General features: G+C 35.8%; 15 protein-coding genes, 2 other RNA genes and 1 riboswitch. Of the genes, 14 read left to right on the plus strand and 3 right to left on the minus strand.

What is annotated here, in order from left to right:
- Nucleotides 1-5: 5 nt before the first annotated feature.
- The 5 genes from ypwA to pbuX all read left to right on the plus strand — a co-directional run bounded on the left by ypwA (nt 6) and on the right by pbuX (nt 5,175).
- Nucleotides 6-1,523 (plus strand): carboxypeptidase, encoded by a 1,518-nt coding sequence (ypwA, locus tag Q9B79_RS15280; protein WP_306185536.1) that lies wholly within the window; start codon nt 6-8, stop codon nt 1,521-1,523.
- A 47-nt stretch (nt 1,524-1,570) separates the two neighbouring features.
- Nucleotides 1,571-2,044 (plus strand): GNAT family N-acetyltransferase, encoded by a 474-nt coding sequence (locus Q9B79_RS15285; protein WP_306185538.1) that lies wholly within the window; start codon nt 1,571-1,573, stop codon nt 2,042-2,044.
- Nucleotides 2,045-2,183: 139 nt separating this feature from the next.
- A complete protein-coding gene (locus Q9B79_RS15290) occupies nt 2,184-2,930 on the plus strand; it encodes a type I methionyl aminopeptidase (protein ID WP_306185540.1) in 747 nt (248 codons plus the stop codon).
- A gap of 116 nt (nt 2,931-3,046) precedes the next feature.
- Nucleotides 3,047-3,148, plus strand: a riboswitch (purine riboswitch).
- A gap of 107 nt (nt 3,149-3,255) precedes the next feature.
- On the plus strand, nt 3,256-3,849 hold the full coding sequence (locus tag Q9B79_RS15295) for a xanthine phosphoribosyltransferase (RefSeq protein ID WP_306185541.1): 594 nt from the start codon (nt 3,256-3,258) through the stop codon (nt 3,847-3,849).
- 3 nt (nt 3,850-3,852) lie between these two features.
- On the plus strand, nt 3,853-5,175 hold the full coding sequence (pbuX, locus tag Q9B79_RS15300; protein WP_000809222.1) for a xanthine permease PbuX: 1,323 nt from the start codon (nt 3,853-3,855) through the stop codon (nt 5,173-5,175).
- 14 nt (nt 5,176-5,189) lie between these two features.
- Here the strand turns inward: pbuX and Q9B79_RS15305 are convergent, their stop codons facing one another.
- Nucleotides 5,190-6,353: a DUF418 domain-containing protein gene (locus Q9B79_RS15305; protein ID WP_306185544.1), complete on the minus strand. Its 1,164-nt coding sequence runs from the start codon at nt 6,351-6,353 to the stop codon at nt 5,190-5,192.
- Between the two features lie 548 nt (nt 6,354-6,901).
- Between Q9B79_RS15305 and Q9B79_RS15310 the strand changes: the two genes are divergently transcribed.
- Nucleotides 6,902-10,561 carry a dynamin family protein gene (locus Q9B79_RS15310; RefSeq protein ID WP_306185546.1) on the plus strand — a complete coding sequence of 1,220 codons (3,660 nt, stop codon included), beginning with the start codon at nt 6,902-6,904 and terminating at the stop codon, nt 10,559-10,561.
- A gap of 3 nt (nt 10,562-10,564) precedes the next feature.
- Here Q9B79_RS15310 and Q9B79_RS15315 read toward each other — a convergent pair whose 3' ends face one another.
- Nucleotides 10,565-10,819, minus strand: a complete 255-nt coding sequence (locus Q9B79_RS15315) for a DUF3931 domain-containing protein (RefSeq protein ID WP_000369740.1) — start codon at nt 10,817-10,819, stop codon at nt 10,565-10,567.
- Between the two features lie 72 nt (nt 10,820-10,891).
- On the opposite strand from Q9B79_RS15315, the gene Q9B79_RS15320 reads away from it, so the two are divergent.
- The 5 genes from Q9B79_RS15320 to ssrS (Q9B79_RS15340) all read left to right on the plus strand — a co-directional run bounded on the left by Q9B79_RS15320 (nt 10,892) and on the right by ssrS (Q9B79_RS15340) (nt 12,993).
- A complete protein-coding gene (locus Q9B79_RS15320) occupies nt 10,892-11,359 on the plus strand; it encodes a GNAT family N-acetyltransferase (protein WP_098670550.1) in 468 nt (155 codons plus the stop codon).
- Nucleotides 11,360-11,380: 21 nt separating this feature from the next.
- Complete coding sequence (locus Q9B79_RS15325) at nt 11,381-11,653, plus strand: YpbS family protein (RefSeq protein WP_306185550.1); 273 nt, start codon at nt 11,381-11,383, stop codon at nt 11,651-11,653.
- Nucleotides 11,654-11,655: 2 nt separating this feature from the next.
- Nucleotides 11,656-12,489, plus strand: a complete 834-nt coding sequence (locus tag Q9B79_RS15330; protein WP_306185552.1) for a sulfurtransferase — start codon at nt 11,656-11,658, stop codon at nt 12,487-12,489.
- Between the two features lie 116 nt (nt 12,490-12,605).
- A non-coding RNA gene (gene ssrS / locus Q9B79_RS15335) (6S RNA) lies at nt 12,606-12,788 on the plus strand.
- A gap of 21 nt (nt 12,789-12,809) precedes the next feature.
- A non-coding RNA gene (gene ssrS / locus Q9B79_RS15340) (6S RNA) lies at nt 12,810-12,993 on the plus strand.
- Nucleotides 12,994-13,114: 121 nt separating this feature from the next.
- Here ssrS (Q9B79_RS15340) and Q9B79_RS15345 read toward each other — a convergent pair.
- A complete protein-coding gene (locus tag Q9B79_RS15345; protein ID WP_270794574.1) occupies nt 13,115-13,564 on the minus strand; it encodes a hypothetical protein in 450 nt (149 codons plus the stop codon).
- An 83-nt stretch (nt 13,565-13,647) separates the two neighbouring features.
- Between Q9B79_RS15345 and Q9B79_RS15350 the strand changes: the two genes are divergently transcribed.
- Genes Q9B79_RS15350 through Q9B79_RS15360 form a run of 3 tightly spaced genes read left to right on the plus strand, consistent with a single transcriptional unit; the run spans nt 13,648 to nt 15,581 of the window.
- A complete protein-coding gene (locus Q9B79_RS15350; protein ID WP_306185555.1) occupies nt 13,648-13,959 on the plus strand; it encodes a hypothetical protein in 312 nt (103 codons plus the stop codon).
- 3 nt (nt 13,960-13,962) lie between these two features.
- Nucleotides 13,963-15,198 (plus strand): glutathionylspermidine synthase family protein, encoded by a 1,236-nt coding sequence (locus Q9B79_RS15355; protein ID WP_306185557.1) that lies wholly within the window; start codon nt 13,963-13,965, stop codon nt 15,196-15,198.
- On the plus strand, nt 15,195-15,581 hold the full coding sequence (locus Q9B79_RS15360) for a DUF350 domain-containing protein (RefSeq protein WP_306185559.1): 387 nt from the start codon (nt 15,195-15,197) through the stop codon (nt 15,579-15,581). Before Q9B79_RS15355 ends, Q9B79_RS15360 begins: the two co-directional genes overlap by 4 nt.
- Nucleotides 15,582-15,692: the final 111 nt, after the last annotated feature.

The raw sequence follows: 15,692 nt of genomic DNA on the forward strand, positions 1-15,692 counted from the left end.
ATACGATGACAGTAGCTACATATGAAGTAGAAAAACAATTTTTAACATATGTGAAGAAGATACAAAATTACGGAGAAGCATTAAGTTTAATGTTTTGGGACTTAAGAACAGGTGCGCCTAAAAAAGGTGTTGATCAACGTTCAGAAGTAATTGGTATGCTTTCATCCGAAGTGTTTGCTATGTCCACTTCAGATGAGATGGGAAATTATTTAACAGAGCTTGAAGCTTTAATAAGTGAAGACAAACTTTCTGATACGACGAAGAAAATGGTTGAAGAGTGCCGTAAAGAATATGATAGAAATAAAAAAATTCCACAAGCGGAATATGAAGCATATGTGAAATTAGAAGCGAAAGCGGAAAGTGTGTGGGAAGAAGCTCGCGAGAAATCTGATTTCGAAATGTTCCGTCCGTATTTAGAACAAATAGTTGAATTTAAAAAGAAATTTATTACATATTGGGGTTACGAAACATATAAATATAATACGTTATTAGATATGTATGAGCCGGGTATTACAGTAGAAGTGTTAGATCACGTATTTGGTCAACTTCGTGAGCGTATCGTTCCGCTCGTAAAAGAAATATCGGAGTCACAAAAGAGATTAAAGACAAGTGCTTTATCAGAACATTTTTCAAAAGAAAAACAAAAGAGCTTTACATTAGAGCTATTAAAGCAGTTGAATTATGACTTTGAAGCAGGTCGTCTTGATGAAACGGTACATCCATTTGAGATTACTTTAAATAGAGGGGATGTTCGTATTACGACACGCTATGATGAAAAAGATTTCCGTATGGCTGTGTTTGGAACAATTCATGAATGTGGTCATGCTGTATATGAACAAAATATTGCTGAGAAATTTGAAGGTACACCGCTATGTAGTGGAACATCTATGGGTATCCATGAGTCACAATCATTATTCTTTGAGAACTTTATCGGTCGTAATAAATCATTCTGGAAGAAAAATTATGATTTATTAAAAGAGTATAGTGATGGCCAATTCAATGATATATCAGTAGATGAGTTTTATGATGCGATTAACGAATCGAAACCATCATTCATTCGTATAGAAGCAGATGAGCTTACATATCCGCTTCATGTTATGGTTCGTTATGAACTTGAGAAAGAATTATTTGATGGTACATTACAAGTGAAGGACTTGCCAGCGGCTTGGAACGATAAGATGGAAGCATATTTAGGCATTCGTCCAGAAAACGATGCACAAGGTGTATTGCAAGATGTTCACTGGGCTGGTGGTTCATTTGGATACTTCCCATCTTATGCGCTTGGTTATATGTATGCAGCACAATTTAAGCAAAGAATGGTAAACGACATTCCGAACTTTGATGCATTGTTAGAAGAAGGAAACGTAACGCCAATTCGTGAGTGGTTAACAGAAAATATTCACCAATACGGTAAAACGAAAAAGCCACTTGAAATTTTAAAAGATGTGACAGGTGAAGGATTAAACGCAAACTATTTAGCCGATTATTTAGAAGCGAAGTATAGAGAGATTTATGAGTTATAAAAAAGGGCTGCTTACTTGCAGCTCTTTTTTAAAAGGGGGATAGAAAAATGAACTATACATATACAGTAATGACGCGAGAAGAAGCAGAAGAAATTGCGTATAACTGGCATTATGAAGGGGAATATTCCTTTTACGATATAGAGGCAGATGAAGAAGATTTAGCTGAATTTTTACATGATGAAAGTAGAGGGGATCATACATTTTCTGTGAAGGAAAATGGCACTCTCATGGGTTATTTTTCTGTTTGCAAAATAAATGATGGAACGGTTGATATAGGTCTTGGAATGAGACCTAATATAACTGGGAATGGATTTGGATTACAGTTCGTAAACGCTGGACTAGCTTTTAGTAAAGAAAAATACGGATGCAACTATATAACACTATCAGTAGCTACATTTAATGAGAGAGCGATTAAAGTGTATAAAAGGGCAGGGTTTGAAGCAGTTGGAACGTTTATACAGAAAACAAATGGTAGTTGTTTTGAGTTTTTGAAAATGAATTATATATGTAAAAATGATTAAAAAACAGAAGAATCTCCTTCTGTTTTTTTTATGCAGAAATAAATCATACTTTTTGTAATTGGAAGTTTTGTAATTTTGGAAGAGTATGTGTATGATTGAAATTTAGTAGCAAATAGCAAGTTTAGTAAGGAGAGACAGCATGAGTATAGTTAAAACGAAAAATGAAATAGAGTTAATGCATGAATCTGGAAAGTTACTTGCTTCATGTCATAGAGAAATTGCGAAAATGATGAAACCGGGTATTACGACAAAAGAAATTAATACGTTTGTTGAAGCATACTTAGAACAGTATGGTGCAGCATCTGAGCAGAAAGGGTACAACGGATATCCATATGCGATATGTGCATCTGTAAACGATGAAATGTGTCATGCGTTTCCGGCCGATGTTCCTTTAACTGAGGGTGATATTGTAACAATTGACATGGTAGTAAACTTAAATGGTGGTCTTTCAGATTCTGCTTGGACGTATAGAGTTGGAAATGTTTCTGAAGAAGCAGAAAGGTTAATGGTAGTAGCTGAGAATGCATTATATAAAGGTATTGATCAGGCGGTAATCGGTAATCATGTAGGAGATATTGGTTATGCGATTGAAAGTTATGTAGCAAGTGAAGGTTTTTCTGTCGCAAGAGACTTTACGGGACATGGAATCGGTAAAGAGATTCATGAAGAACCAGCAATTTTTCATTTTGGGAAGCAAGGACAAGGGCCTGAGTTAAAAGAAGGAATGGTAATTACGATTGAGCCAATTGTCAATGTAGGTATGCGATATTCGAAAGTAGATTTAAATGGATGGACTGCGAGAACGATGGATGGGAAATTATCAGCTCAATATGAGCATACAATTGCGATTACAGAAGATGGACCAATCATTTTAACGAAGTTATAATTGGAAATGAAAGAGTTTGCAAAAATCGAACGAAAATGATAATTTCATAAAATTTGTACGTGTTTTGTTAATAAATGCTTTTCAAAGTATAAAAAGTGCGTTATAATCCTTCTATAAAATAAATAGTTAGCTACACTCATATAATCGCGGGAATATGGCCTGCAAGTTTCTACCGAAGTACCGTAAATACTTTGACTATGAGTGAGGACGAATATATTTGCTTGGTTAGCATTCTTTTTTGCGAAACTCCAAAAGCGCGTCTCTCACTTGTAACGAGTGGTGGCGGCTTTTGGAGTTTTTTTATTGCATAAGAGGGGGAACAAACATGAAAGTATTACAAGAAAAGATTTTGAACGAAGGAAAGGTTTTATCTGGTGACGTATTAAAGGTAGATGCTTTTTTAAATCATCAAATTGATCCAGTACTTATGCAAGAAATCGGAAAAGAATTTGCTAAACGTTTTAAAGAAGAGAACATTACAAAAATCGTGACGATTGAATCTTCTGGCATCGCACCGGCAGTTATGGCTGCATTAGAGCTTGGTGTAAAAGTAATCTTTGCAAGAAAACGTAAATCGTTAACGTTACAAGATAATATGTACGTTGCAAACGTATATTCATTTACGAAGCAAGAAACGAATGAAATTTCATTATCTCGAAATCATATCGATGAAAGTGATCGCGTTTTAATTATCGATGACTTCTTAGCAAACGGTCAGGCTGCTTTAGGTTTAATGAGTCTAGTAGAGCAAGCAGGAGCAAGTATTGCAGGAATTGGTATAGTTGTTGAAAAAGCATTTCAAGATGGAGGAAAGAAGCTTCGTGAACAAGGCGTTCGTGTTGAATCACTAGCAGAAATTGCATCACTTGATAACGGCACAGTTACATTTGTACAGCATGAAACTGCGGAGGTGAAATAAACGATGAAGCAACATCCATTTAAAATCGCATCGCTCGGTATGCAGCATATGCTTGCTATGTATGCTGGGGCAATTATCGTGCCGCTTATTGTGGGCGGTGGACTTGGTTTAAATCAAAAAGAGTTAACATACTTAGTCTCAATTGATTTATTAATGTGTGGAGTTGCGACAATTTTACAGGCGTTATCAAATCGCTTTTTCGGTATTGGACTTCCAGTTGTGCTTGGTTGTACATTTACAGCGGTTGGGCCGATGATTGCAATCGGGAAACAATACGGCGTGTCTTCTATTTATGGAGCAATTATTGCTGCCGGGTTATTCGTTGTTATCTTTGCGAAATTATTTGGAAAGCTTGTAAAACTGTTTCCCCCTGTTGTAACAGGATCTGTCGTTACTGTAATTGGGGTTACACTTGTTCCGGCAGCAATTAATGATATGGCTGGAGGAGTAGGGAGTAAAGATTTCGGTAGTCTTGAAAATTTAGCATTAGCATTTGGTGTGTTACTATTTATCATTATTATGTATCGTTTCTTCGACGGGTTTATTCGTTCAATCTCTATTTTATTAGGTCTTTTATTCGGTACAATCGTTGCAGCATTTATGGGGAAAGTAAGCTTGCAAGCAGTTGGAGAAGCAGATTGGTTCCATGGTATTCAGCCATTTTACTTCGGTACACCAACATTTGAATTGACGCCAATTATTACGATGATTTTAGTTGCTTGCGTAGGGATTGTAGAAGCAACAGGTGTATACTTTGCATTATCTGATATTTGCAATAAAAAGATTGGTGAAAAAGAATTAACAAAAGGCTATCGAGCAGAAGGATTAGCGATGGTGTTAGGTGGTATTTTCAACGCGTTCCCATATACAACATACTCTCAAAACGTAGGGCTTGTTCAATTAACTGGAGTAAGAAATCGCGTTATTATTTATACTTGTGGTGGTATGTTAATCGTTCTTGGATTCATTCCAAAAATCGCAGCTATTACAACAATCATTCCGAAATCAGTACTGGGCGGTGCGATGTTAGCAATGTTCGGTATGGTAATGGCATATGGTATTAAAATGTTAAGTAGCGTTGATTTTGGTAAACAAGAAAATTTATTAATCGTTGCATGTTCTGTCGGAATCGGACTTGGAGTTACAGTCGTTCCTACTTTATTCTCACAACTTCCTGAAAATATTCGTATTTTAACAGATAACGGAATTGTACTTGGAAGTGCGTCAGCAGTACTTTTAAATATCGTATTTAATATGGTGCCGCAGCGTAAAGTGAAAGTAAAAGAAGAGCCGGTGTCTATGCAAAGTGCGGTAAGAGAAGCGTAAAAAGCAAGGTCTCATTATGAGACCTTGCTTTTCTTTTTAAGTGGCATCATTTTCCCGTACGTACCAAGACGCCAAATGTACTCAAGTGGCCCGTATTGATAACGTGAAAGCCACCAGCGGCTAATAAAGATTTGTAACGTGTAGAAACCGACGCAGAATAGTGGTCCTACCCATAATGGAGCAAGATAATCATTTTTGAACAAGAGTCCAAATACAAGTAACGTAACAATTGTATGCGAGATATAATTTGTTAACGCCATTCGACCAACGTACTGGAACGGGCGTAATATCTTTTGCCATTTTTCTGTTTGCAATAAACGCATGAGCGTGAAAATGTAGAATATGAATAATGTCTTTCCGCTGAACATTGTAAAGACCTGCATATAAATCGGTTCATAAGATGGTTTTGAAAAGAAATAACGGACCATGAAGAACCACATTGGCAATGTTAAAATGAACATAATAATTTGCCATTTTTTAAGTTTTGGATCTAACTCTTTCGTGCGTCGGAAAATATCCTTTTTCCCTGCGTATAACCCAAGTAAAAATAGCCCAACTGTTTCTGGGAGCATGAATACATTTATTTCAATTCCGTCAGCATAAAATGCATGGAAACGATTTTGTATTTGTGACACCCAGTCTGCAAGTGGCATGATAGGTAGGGAAAATCCTAACTCTGCCTTCGGAACGAATGCAATCATAATACCAGCGAGTAGCATGAAAAACTGAAAAATACTTAATAAAACGATTGCCCATATTAAAATGGTACGAGGTTCTCTCTTATAAAATAAGAATAAGAAGAATCCAGCAATTGCATAAGTGTGTAAAATGTCTCCGTCCCATAAAAGAACGTAATGTAAGAAACCAAATAATAATAAAATAAGTAAGCGACGAACAAATAAAGTTTTTGGTCGATCTGTTTTCGCTTCAGCGCGAGTCATAAAAATGTAAAAACCTAGGCCAAATAAAAACGAAAAGATCGTATAAAATTTCGTTTGAATAAACATATCGTAAAATAGACGGATATAGCTATCTAGCCCTTCATACACTCCTGAAATATCACGTGAGTCAATCCCAGCGATAACAGGCCAGTTCACAAGAAAAATACCTAGTACAGCTATTCCTCTAATAATATCGATGGAGTGTATCCTCTCGCCTTGTGAAATATTTTGTGTCATTATTTTCCTCCTTGTTAAGTAATTCCCTTTTATTATACAAAATGTAAGATGGAGGGTATAGGGTGGATTTCCATTTTTTTTAACTATTAAGTTATGTAAGATGCGATATAATAAGAGTGCACAACAAGTTTTATTCTTCTTCAAAACAGGCAGTGAAGCTCCTTCTTATAAGGGGCTTTCTTTATGAAAAGTGTTGATAATGATTCTCTTTAATGATAAAATGTATTCAAAAGTGATAATCATTATCAAAAAAGGTTGGTGCATGAGTATGGTATATGCATTAGTAGCAGGTACAGTCGCTGTATATGCAGTTATTGCAAAGTATGTTTTAAATGGAGTAGGAACAGCAAAATGAGTGATATGACATAAAATCCCTTTCATTTGTAAAAAGAATGAAAGGGATTTTTTATTTTTAATGAGAATATGCTGAAAATTTAGTATGATAGTAAAGTGAAACTGTAATCAATGAGGGATGTATCTCCCGATGATTATGAGCTCGCAAATAGTGGGAAAAAGTATATACATCTTGGATAAAGGGGAACAAGGGGATGACAAACATAGTACAGACAAACGGTATGAAAAAACTTGTTTGTTTTTATGAAGAGTGGCAAAAACACGGCGATGCAGAGAATAGTCTAAAGTTATTTGAGGTGATTCAAAAATATAAGCAAGAGCAGCTTATGATTGCGTTCTGCGGTCACTTCTCTGCAGGGAAATCAACGATGATGAATCATCTATATAAAGCGCAGTTGTTACCGACAAGTCCAATTCCAACAAGCGCTAACGTTGTCAAAATTGAAAAAGGAATGGATCGTGTTGTTGTAACGGTTAAATCTGGAGAACAGTACGAATATGACGGTGCATATTCAGCTGAAGAATTAAAACAAATTTGTAAAGACGGTGACGAGGTAATTGGTGTTCATATTTATCGGAATGATGCGCCAATTCCTGAAGGTGTTATGTTAGTTGATACACCAGGGATTGACTCAACAGATGATGCCCATCAATTAGCGACAGAATCAACGCTGCATCTAGCAGACGTAATTTTTTATATGATGGATTATAATCACGTCCAATCGGAAGTGAATTTGCAATTTGTTAAAGAATTGAAACAACGTAATAAAACGGTTTATCTCGTTGTCAATCAAATAGATAAACATAAAGAAAATGAATTATCGTTTGAGAATTATAAAGATAGTGTAAAACAATCGTTCTCTAACTGGGATATTGAAGTAGATGGAGTGTATTACACATCATTACGAATGATGAACCATCCACATAATGAAATTGGAAGTTTGGAAACGTTAATTACTTCTATTATGAAAGAAAAAGAGCGGTATGTAAGAGAGGGAATGGAGAGAGAAACAGAATATTTAATGGGGGAACATTTCTCGTTTATTCTTTCTGAAAATGAAAAAGCTCTTTTGAAATATGAGGAAGAGTTAGCATCACCGCTTTCTATTTCGGAGATAGTTGAAAAGAAAGAGGAGCTAACGGAAACGAAACGTCGCGAGGCTAGTAAAGAGTCTCATGTGAGAAACGAATTTATAAAAGGCTTACAAGCTATATTAGATAACGCGTATTTAATGCCATTTGAAATGAGAGAATTGGCAAATGCGTATTTAGAAACGAAATTAACAAAGTTTAAGGTCGGTTTACTATTTGCGAAAGGAAAGACGGAGCAAGAAAAACAGAGACGATTAGATGCTTTTTATTCTGCTTTGCAAAAGACTGTTGAAACGCAACTTGATTTTCATGTAAAAGAATTTATTGTTGCCTTCTTAAAAGAAGAAGGATTGTTTACAGAGGAAATTGGGAAAGACATATATGCTTTAGAAATTGCTTTCGGACCAGAAATGTTGGCTGAAGTCATTAAACAAGGTGCCGGTTTCACAGGTGATTACTTACTTCTTTATACAGCGGATGTAGCGAATGAACTAAAGAAACGATATTTTACAAAAGCACAGCAAATTTTTGATAAAAGTGCAGTCGTTTTAAAGCAAAAAGTGAAGGAAGCAGTTACTCGCATTGAAGAAGAGATTGAAAAATTTGCGATGTTGCAAACAGCAAAAGAAACGAAATTACAATACAGTAACAATTTGGAGACATATGAAAGTTATTTGCAAAATATTTGGCATGAGCGTGTTGCCACACCAGAAGGATTGCAAGTAGAGGAGATATTACAAAGTAAAAAACAAATTGTTAGTGAGAAATTCACACTACAAGAGCAGGCAGTTGTAAATGATAACATAGCGGCTCATGAAGAAGAAATAAAAGGAACAGCAGCTTTAAATATTCAGCGTATATTAGAGAAAGTGAAGAAAGCTGAAACGATATTAGAGCCATTGCCAGCGCTGAAACATGTACAGCAAGAGGTAATAGAAAAAAGGCGTCGTGTGGAAACGAAACAATTTACAGTAGCGTTATTCGGAGCTTTTAGTGCCGGAAAATCATCATTTGCCAATGCGTTGCTTGGGCAGAAGGTACTTCCTGTATCACCAAATCCGACGACGGCAACGATTAATCAAATTTTGCCGGTTACAGAGGAAAAACCACACGGAACAGTAATGGTTCAATTTAAATCAAAGCAGGCTCTATTAGAAGATATGAAAGCTGTTTATAAGCTGTTTCATTATGAAATTACTACGTTGGACGAAGCGTTAGCACAAATTGAAAAGGTTATGAAATATCCTTCACCAACTGGGAAGCAAAAAACAACATTTAGCTTTTTACGAGCGGTACAAAAAGGGTATGATACGGTTTCTGCTCATTTAGGAGAACAAGTACAAGTTACATTAGAAGAGTTTTCTGATTATGTAGCGAATGAAGAAAAATCGTGTTTTGTTGAGTACATGGAGCTGTATTATGATTGTGCATTAACAAGGCAAGGAGTAGCGCTTGTAGACACACCTGGAGCGGATTCTATTAACGCACGTCATACAGACGTTGCGTTCCAGTATATAAAGAACGCAGATGCTATTTTATTTGTAACATATTATAATCATGTGTTCTCTCGTGCTGACCGTGAATTTTTAATTCAGCTTGGTCGTGTAAAGGATACTTTTGCTCTTGATAAAATGTTCTTCTTAATTAATGCGGCCGATTTAGCAGAGTCTGAAGAAGAGCTTGAAATGGTAAAAGGGTATATCGCAGACCAGCTATTGCAATACGGTATTAGAAACCCGCGTTTATTTGCAATTTCAAGTTTATGTGCGCTTGAGGAGAAACAAGGAAAAAATATTGAAAAAGAGAAATACGGTATTTTACAAAACTCTGGGATTGCTAAGTTTGAGGAATCATTTACATCCTTTATGATGAGAGATTTAATGCTCGTATCTGTTCATGCTTTATATGGTGCATTGCAAGGGGCAGATCAGCTTTTATTAAATATGATAAATGGTGCAAAGCAGGGGAATGAAGAGAAAGAGAAGCAAACGAAAAAATATGAAGCAGAGCGTGATCAACTACTTCATATTATTTCATCATATAGTGTGCTTGCTGAAGAGCAGGCGATGCAAAATGAAGTGAAGGAATTGCTTTATTACGTACAACAGCGTCTGTTCCTACGTTATAACGATGTGTTTACTGAATTTATTAATCCAGCATCGCTTCGAACGGATGGAAATGTAAAAGTGCAGTTGCAACAGTGCGTTATGGAACTAGTAGCATTTATTCAACATGATTTATTACAGGAAATGCGTGCGACATCATTACGCCTTGAAAAATGGATAGATGAAGCGATGAAGCGCGCAAAGAATGAAATTGTGGTGAACTGTAAAGTAGAAAATGAGTCAATTTCTATGAATGGAACAGTGGAATATGAATATAAAGATATTACACATAAAGAACCGTTCCCTTCAGTTGAAATAAAAGATTTCAAAAAAGCATTGGCACATTTCAAAAATGAAAAAAGCTTTTTTGAAAAAAATGATAAAGCCTTCATGCAAGACGAGGCTAAAGTTGTATTGGAGCCATTCGTATCAAACTATGTAGCTGATGAAAAAGAATTATTTGTTCATCATTATAAGCAAGAATGGGATTTGAAATGGAACTTATTCCAAAAAGTGATGAAGCAAGATGTGATGAACTATTATGAAAGTATATTATTTGCATTGGCTGAAACGATTGATGTATCACTATATGAACAAAGTAAAGAACAATTGCAAAAGCAGTTAGTGGAGATTGAAAAAGAAATATATGTGATGTAGCTGTTATGAGAAAAAGATTCGTTCAATTTTCTTTTGCAGTACTGTATCTAAAGATTTGACAAATCCAGCAAATTCATCGGTAGAAATCATATGAGTAAGAACGAGTCGTCTGCCGTCTGGTGTTTCACCGCATAAGACGAATGAAGAAAATTCATATGTTTTGTTTTCTACTACTAATTTTGGATAGGAATACGTGTCGCTTTTCTTCTTCTTTCCATCAATAGAGATGACGTTGCATTTTTTCTCATTGTTGTCCATGATGAATCCCTCCTTTCTATTACTTATGGTAGACAAGGAGGGTTTAGAACAATAGAGAAAGGGGAATTTTTTATGAGTGTAGTAATAGAACCAATTCCGAAAGAAGCGATACCGAAACCTTTATTATTGCTTGCTGATCCAAGTGAGAGGCAAATTGATACATATGTACAAAGAGGCTTAACATATGTAGCTAAGCAAGAGGAGAGTGTTATCGGTGTATATGTTCTTTTGGAAACAAGGCCGAAAACGATGGAAATTATGAATATTGCGGTTGTAGAGCATTTGCAAGGAAAAGGGATTGGAAAGAAGCTATTAAGTCATGCCATAGAAACCGCTAAAGGATATGGTATGTCAAAACTTGAAGTTGGTACAGGCAATTCTAGTGTTTCACAACTTGCTTTATATCAAAAATGTGGATTTCGTATTTTTTCTATTGATTTTGATTACTTTTCGAAGCATTATGAAGAAGAGATTATTGAAAATGGGATTGTATGCCGTGATATGATTCGGCTTGCAATGGAATTGAATGAGAACGTATAACTTATTTAGGGGGAAGAGAAGATGGAAGTACATAAAGCAATTACAGCACATTCTCGTAAACAAAATGAAAGTGTAAAAGCATGTTTACAATTAGATGCGCAGCGTGAAGCAGCTATTGAAGCAGCCGTATCTCTTGCGTCAAATGGGAAAGAATTTTCGGTTGATGTCATTAATGTTGTAACAAAGCAAATTAATGATCTTGCAAAAAATGGTGTTACCTTGCAGCGTAAATATGTTACAGAAGAAATGGTTCTGGAGTATGTAAGTCGTTTGAAAGAGAAAGAAGGTCGTTAAAGATGATAGTTACAGTCGAATGGTTACGTGAGCATATAGAAGATGAGAACGTCCGTATAATCGATTGTCGTTTTGATTTAGCGAATCCTAATTGGGGTAGAGAAAAGTATGAGGAAGAACATATTCCTCATGCATTATATTTTGATTTGAATTTAGATTTATCAAGTCCTGTAACAGAACATGGCGGTCGCCATCCGTTGCCAAATATTGAGAAGTTTGCAGACAAGCTTTCGCAAGCCGGTATTGATGAACATACGACAGTAATTGCATATGACAGTGAAGCGAGTGCAAATGCTTCTCGTCTTTGGTGGTTATTAAACTATGTAGGACATGAGAAAGTATATATATTAGATGGCGGATTTCCAGCTTGGAAAGAGAATGGACTATCGATAACAACGGAAATTCCTGTTGTTAAACGAAAAGCATTCAATGCAAATGTACAAGATCATATGCTTGTAACGATGGAAACGGTCAGAGAGTATATTCATACAGGTGCAGATGTTACGTTAATTGATTCTAGAGAGCCAAAACGTTATGCTGGTGTAGAGGAACTGGTTGATCCAAAAGCAGGACATATTCCGACAGCAGTAAACTATTTTTGGAAGGATGGAATTTTACAATCAGGACAATTTAAGAATGAATCCCAGCAGCAAGAACGATTCCGAAGTCTTTCAAAAGATAAGGAAACAATTGTATATTGTGGTTCTGGTGTTACAGCATGTCCAAACATCCTTGCATTGAAATTAGCTGGATTCCAAAATGTTAAATTGTATGCAGGTAGCTGGAGTGATTGGATTTCTTACCCAGAAAATCAAATTGCAAAAGAAGAAGATTAATCACTTGCATGCAAAAATAATTTGTATTAAAATAAGGTCACAAGCAAGAGATTGCTCGAAAAACTTTATATTTTACACATTGGAAACAATGTGATAATATAACGACAAGTAAATAATACATCCTGCGGTGTACGTAACTTATTTATGTCTAAAACCGATGTTAGTTATACGGAAGCTCAATATTTAGCGACCATCATCAAGCCTTCCTTGTGGAGGAAGATGTACGGTAACTGTGAGGGCATCCACCTGCGAGTAGCGGGTTTTTGGACATTTACGAGGAGCGGCACGTGCGGGGGTCTTATTTCAACTAACATTATATAAAATTCCTACGGTGTACGTAGCTTATGCATGTCTTAAACCAATAAGTTTAATATGGAAGTTCAATATTTAAATGTAGCTAACATGCCATCTTTTTAAGAAGGAAGTTACAAACATTTGTGAGAGCATCCACCTGTGAGAGCAGGTTTATGGACATCTAGAGAGAACGGCATATGTGGGGCTAAATAAAAACCTTACGTTTATACGTAAGGTTTTTTTGTTGCATATATATCCATTAAAGTCCGATTGGTGAGGGCTAATAATCAGTGGGGGATGAAGAAAACCCCCCACTGATTAAAGTTTCACTTTATCTCGATTCACCTGTGAAGTTTCCGTAATAAATATAGCATTTTCTGTCTTCATCAATTTCTCTTGAATCTAAAGTAAACTCCATCTGCATACCGTCGCGCTGAATATATATAATATCTGAATGAAGAGATGGTAAAATTTCTTCATAGTTCCATACATCTTTACTTTCAATCAAGTTTGAACTTGTATCCTTTAGCTCTCTAATTTCAAAACCGATGTGGAAGTAAGTAGGATCTGAAGGATCGTTAGAGAAAGTTTCTTGTTGAATATATATAACTGCTGTTCCATCTGGATCTACTGAGGTTGCAGTGACAACATATGTATTTTTATCTTTTATAAAATATTCACAAGTCATGCGTGCAATGATTTCAGAATTAGAAATATTTGCATAGTTCCATAAAGCTGGATACCCTTTCGTTTCATCATTAAGTCGGTATTCTAAGCGCATTTTATCCCTCTTCTTCCTTTTTCTTCTACTTTATCATGACATCCTATATAATAGGAATAGAATTTAAAAAGGGGAGTGCGAAGGTGGCAAAAACGAAATGGCTAGTTGGTGGTGTCGTAACGTCTTTAATGACTGGCACCTTATTTGGCTGCGCACAAGATCTTCCCCCAAAACCGAATGATAAAAGTTGTTCAGATTGGGATTGGGATGATGAACTTGGGGTATGGCAGTGTGATGATAGTAGTTCAGGTTATCGTGGGCATTATTTCTATGGTGGGCGATACTATCAAAATAAATCCACTTTTAAAAATTCATCGGCGTTTAAATCGTATCAATCGTCTGCCGAATTTAAAGGTGGAATTGGAAGCGGTTCAAAGGGAGGATTTGGGGGCTAAAATATGTCGCAGTACATAAGGGATCGAAAAGAGTTTTATTCGATATATCCGGATTTCTGGTCGGATCTATATGAATGTGAGTATAGTTTATTTCATGTTTTCTCTATAACAAATGAGACTAGGAAACAATTGCAATTAGCAACTGAACGAATGGGGAAAATATTTTTTAAGACTGCTAGACTTTTGCGTAATTTAAGTGATGAACAGCTTCTTGAACTTGGATTTCCCCCCGCAAGCTTATCGTTCATTAGAATGAAAGGATTATATCCTGAATCTGTTATTTCACGATTTGATTTCGTTTTAACAGGCGATAACCAAATTAAAATGCTTGAGTTTAATAGTGATACACCTACCTTTATTATGGAATGCTTTCAAATGAATGGGGAAGTTTGTAAAAAGCTAGGTTATGATGACCCAAACTTAGGTCAAGAGCGATTGCTATCCTCTGGTGTTACAAAAGCTGTAATGGAAGCGACAAAGGGAATAGACAACCCAAATGTTGTTTTTACAGCACATCATGAGCATATTGAGGATTGGAATACGACTATGTATTTAAGTAAGTTATGCCGCGTTGAAAATAAAGTAGTACCAATGTCAGAACTTAGAATTACAAAAGATGCTTTAGTGGATAGGGATGGAGTGCAAATTGATGTTTTATATCGCCAAACATATCCAATAGAAGATTTAATTGAGGATCAAGATCCTGAAACTGGAGATTTGGTTGGTGTGGAGCTATTGCAACTTGCGAAATCTGGAAAGCTTTTTATTATAAATCCTTTGTCATCATTTTTACTTCAGCCAAAATCAATTCAGTGTCTTATTTGGGGGCTAGCGGAAGAGGATGCTTTTTATACAAATGAGGAACGACAGTGGATTAAAGAATATATGTTACCTACATATTTAGAGCCAGATTTATTTTTAGGAAAAGGTTCTTTCGTTCAAAAACCTTCATTTGGTAGAGAAGGAGATACAATTACCATTCGTGATAAGGACGAAAATATTATGATGCAAAATGTACACCAAACGTATAAAGCGTCACTGCCGATATTTCAAAAGTATACAGAACTTCCAGTCGTATCTTTGGAAACAGAGAAAGGAATGGAGAAACTGTCGTATGTGTTTGGTTCGTTTTTAATTGCAGGAAAAGCGAGTAGTATCGGTATTCGTGCAGGGGAAAAAATTACGGGTAATGAATCGTACTATTTACCAGTAGGTATAAAAAAGGAGGAAAGTACATGATTAATTTTTTATTATATTTAGCAGTAACACTTGGACTTTTATGCATTGGGCTTTTCCTAATGGAAGTGACAACGAAAGTAAAAGAATTTAAGTTAATGGCTCAAGGAAATAAGGCGGTAAGCTATGTACTTGGAGGTCGATTACTTGGGTTAGCTATTGTTTTATATTCAACAGCGGCTAATTCCATTTCACTTCTTGATATGGTTTCGTGGGGAGCAGTTGGGATTTTAGCTCAAATTATCGTCTTTTATTTAACGGAGTGGCTTACACCGCGCTTTAATATAAACAAAAGTCTTGAAGAAGATAATCAAGCAGTTGGTCTTTTTCTTATGTTTTTATCGCTTTCCATTGGGATTGTAATTGCTGGTTGTATCACTTATTAAGAACTTTACGTTTAAACGTAAAGTTTTTTATTATGTCTACGTTAGTTTGTTATACCTTTCGAAAAAATTGTAGGCTACTGTTGACATCTATTTTAAATAAGAGTAACATTT

Origin of the sequence: Bacillus sp. MHSD_36 (assembly GCF_030757775.1) — a bacterium.
Lineage (GTDB): Bacteria > Bacillota > Bacilli > Bacillales > Bacillaceae_G > Bacillus_A.

What these genes read in the sequence shown, in the direction of transcription:
- Q9B79_RS15305 (WP_306185544.1), bottom strand. Translation starts at nt 6,353, where the DNA reads ATGACACAAAATATTTCACAAGGCGAGAGGATACACTCCATCGATATT.
- Q9B79_RS15320 (WP_098670550.1), top strand. Translation starts at nt 10,892, where the DNA reads ATGAGTGTAGTAATAGAACCAATTCCGAAAGAAGCGATACCGAAACCT.
- Q9B79_RS15325 (WP_306185550.1), top strand. Translation starts at nt 11,381, where the DNA reads ATGGAAGTACATAAAGCAATTACAGCACATTCTCGTAAACAAAATGAA.
- ypwA (WP_306185536.1), top strand. Translation starts at nt 6, where the DNA reads ATGACAGTAGCTACATATGAAGTAGAAAAACAATTTTTAACATATGTG.
- Q9B79_RS15345 (WP_270794574.1), bottom strand. Translation starts at nt 13,564, where the DNA reads ATGCGCTTAGAATACCGACTTAATGATGAAACGAAAGGGTATCCAGCT.
- Q9B79_RS15315 (WP_000369740.1), bottom strand. Translation starts at nt 10,819, where the DNA reads ATGGACAACAATGAGAAAAAATGCAACGTCATCTCTATTGATGGAAAG.
- Q9B79_RS15285 (WP_306185538.1), top strand. Translation starts at nt 1,571, where the DNA reads ATGAACTATACATATACAGTAATGACGCGAGAAGAAGCAGAAGAAATT.
- pbuX (WP_000809222.1), top strand. Translation starts at nt 3,853, where the DNA reads ATGAAGCAACATCCATTTAAAATCGCATCGCTCGGTATGCAGCATATG.
- Q9B79_RS15310 (WP_306185546.1), top strand. Translation starts at nt 6,902, where the DNA reads ATGACAAACATAGTACAGACAAACGGTATGAAAAAACTTGTTTGTTTT.
- Q9B79_RS15355 (WP_306185557.1), top strand. Translation starts at nt 13,963, where the DNA reads ATGTCGCAGTACATAAGGGATCGAAAAGAGTTTTATTCGATATATCCG.
- Q9B79_RS15360 (WP_306185559.1), top strand. Translation starts at nt 15,195, where the DNA reads ATGATTAATTTTTTATTATATTTAGCAGTAACACTTGGACTTTTATGC.
- Q9B79_RS15295 (WP_306185541.1), top strand. Translation starts at nt 3,256, where the DNA reads ATGAAAGTATTACAAGAAAAGATTTTGAACGAAGGAAAGGTTTTATCT.
- Q9B79_RS15290 (WP_306185540.1), top strand. Translation starts at nt 2,184, where the DNA reads ATGAGTATAGTTAAAACGAAAAATGAAATAGAGTTAATGCATGAATCT.
- Q9B79_RS15330 (WP_306185552.1), top strand. Translation starts at nt 11,656, where the DNA reads ATGATAGTTACAGTCGAATGGTTACGTGAGCATATAGAAGATGAGAAC.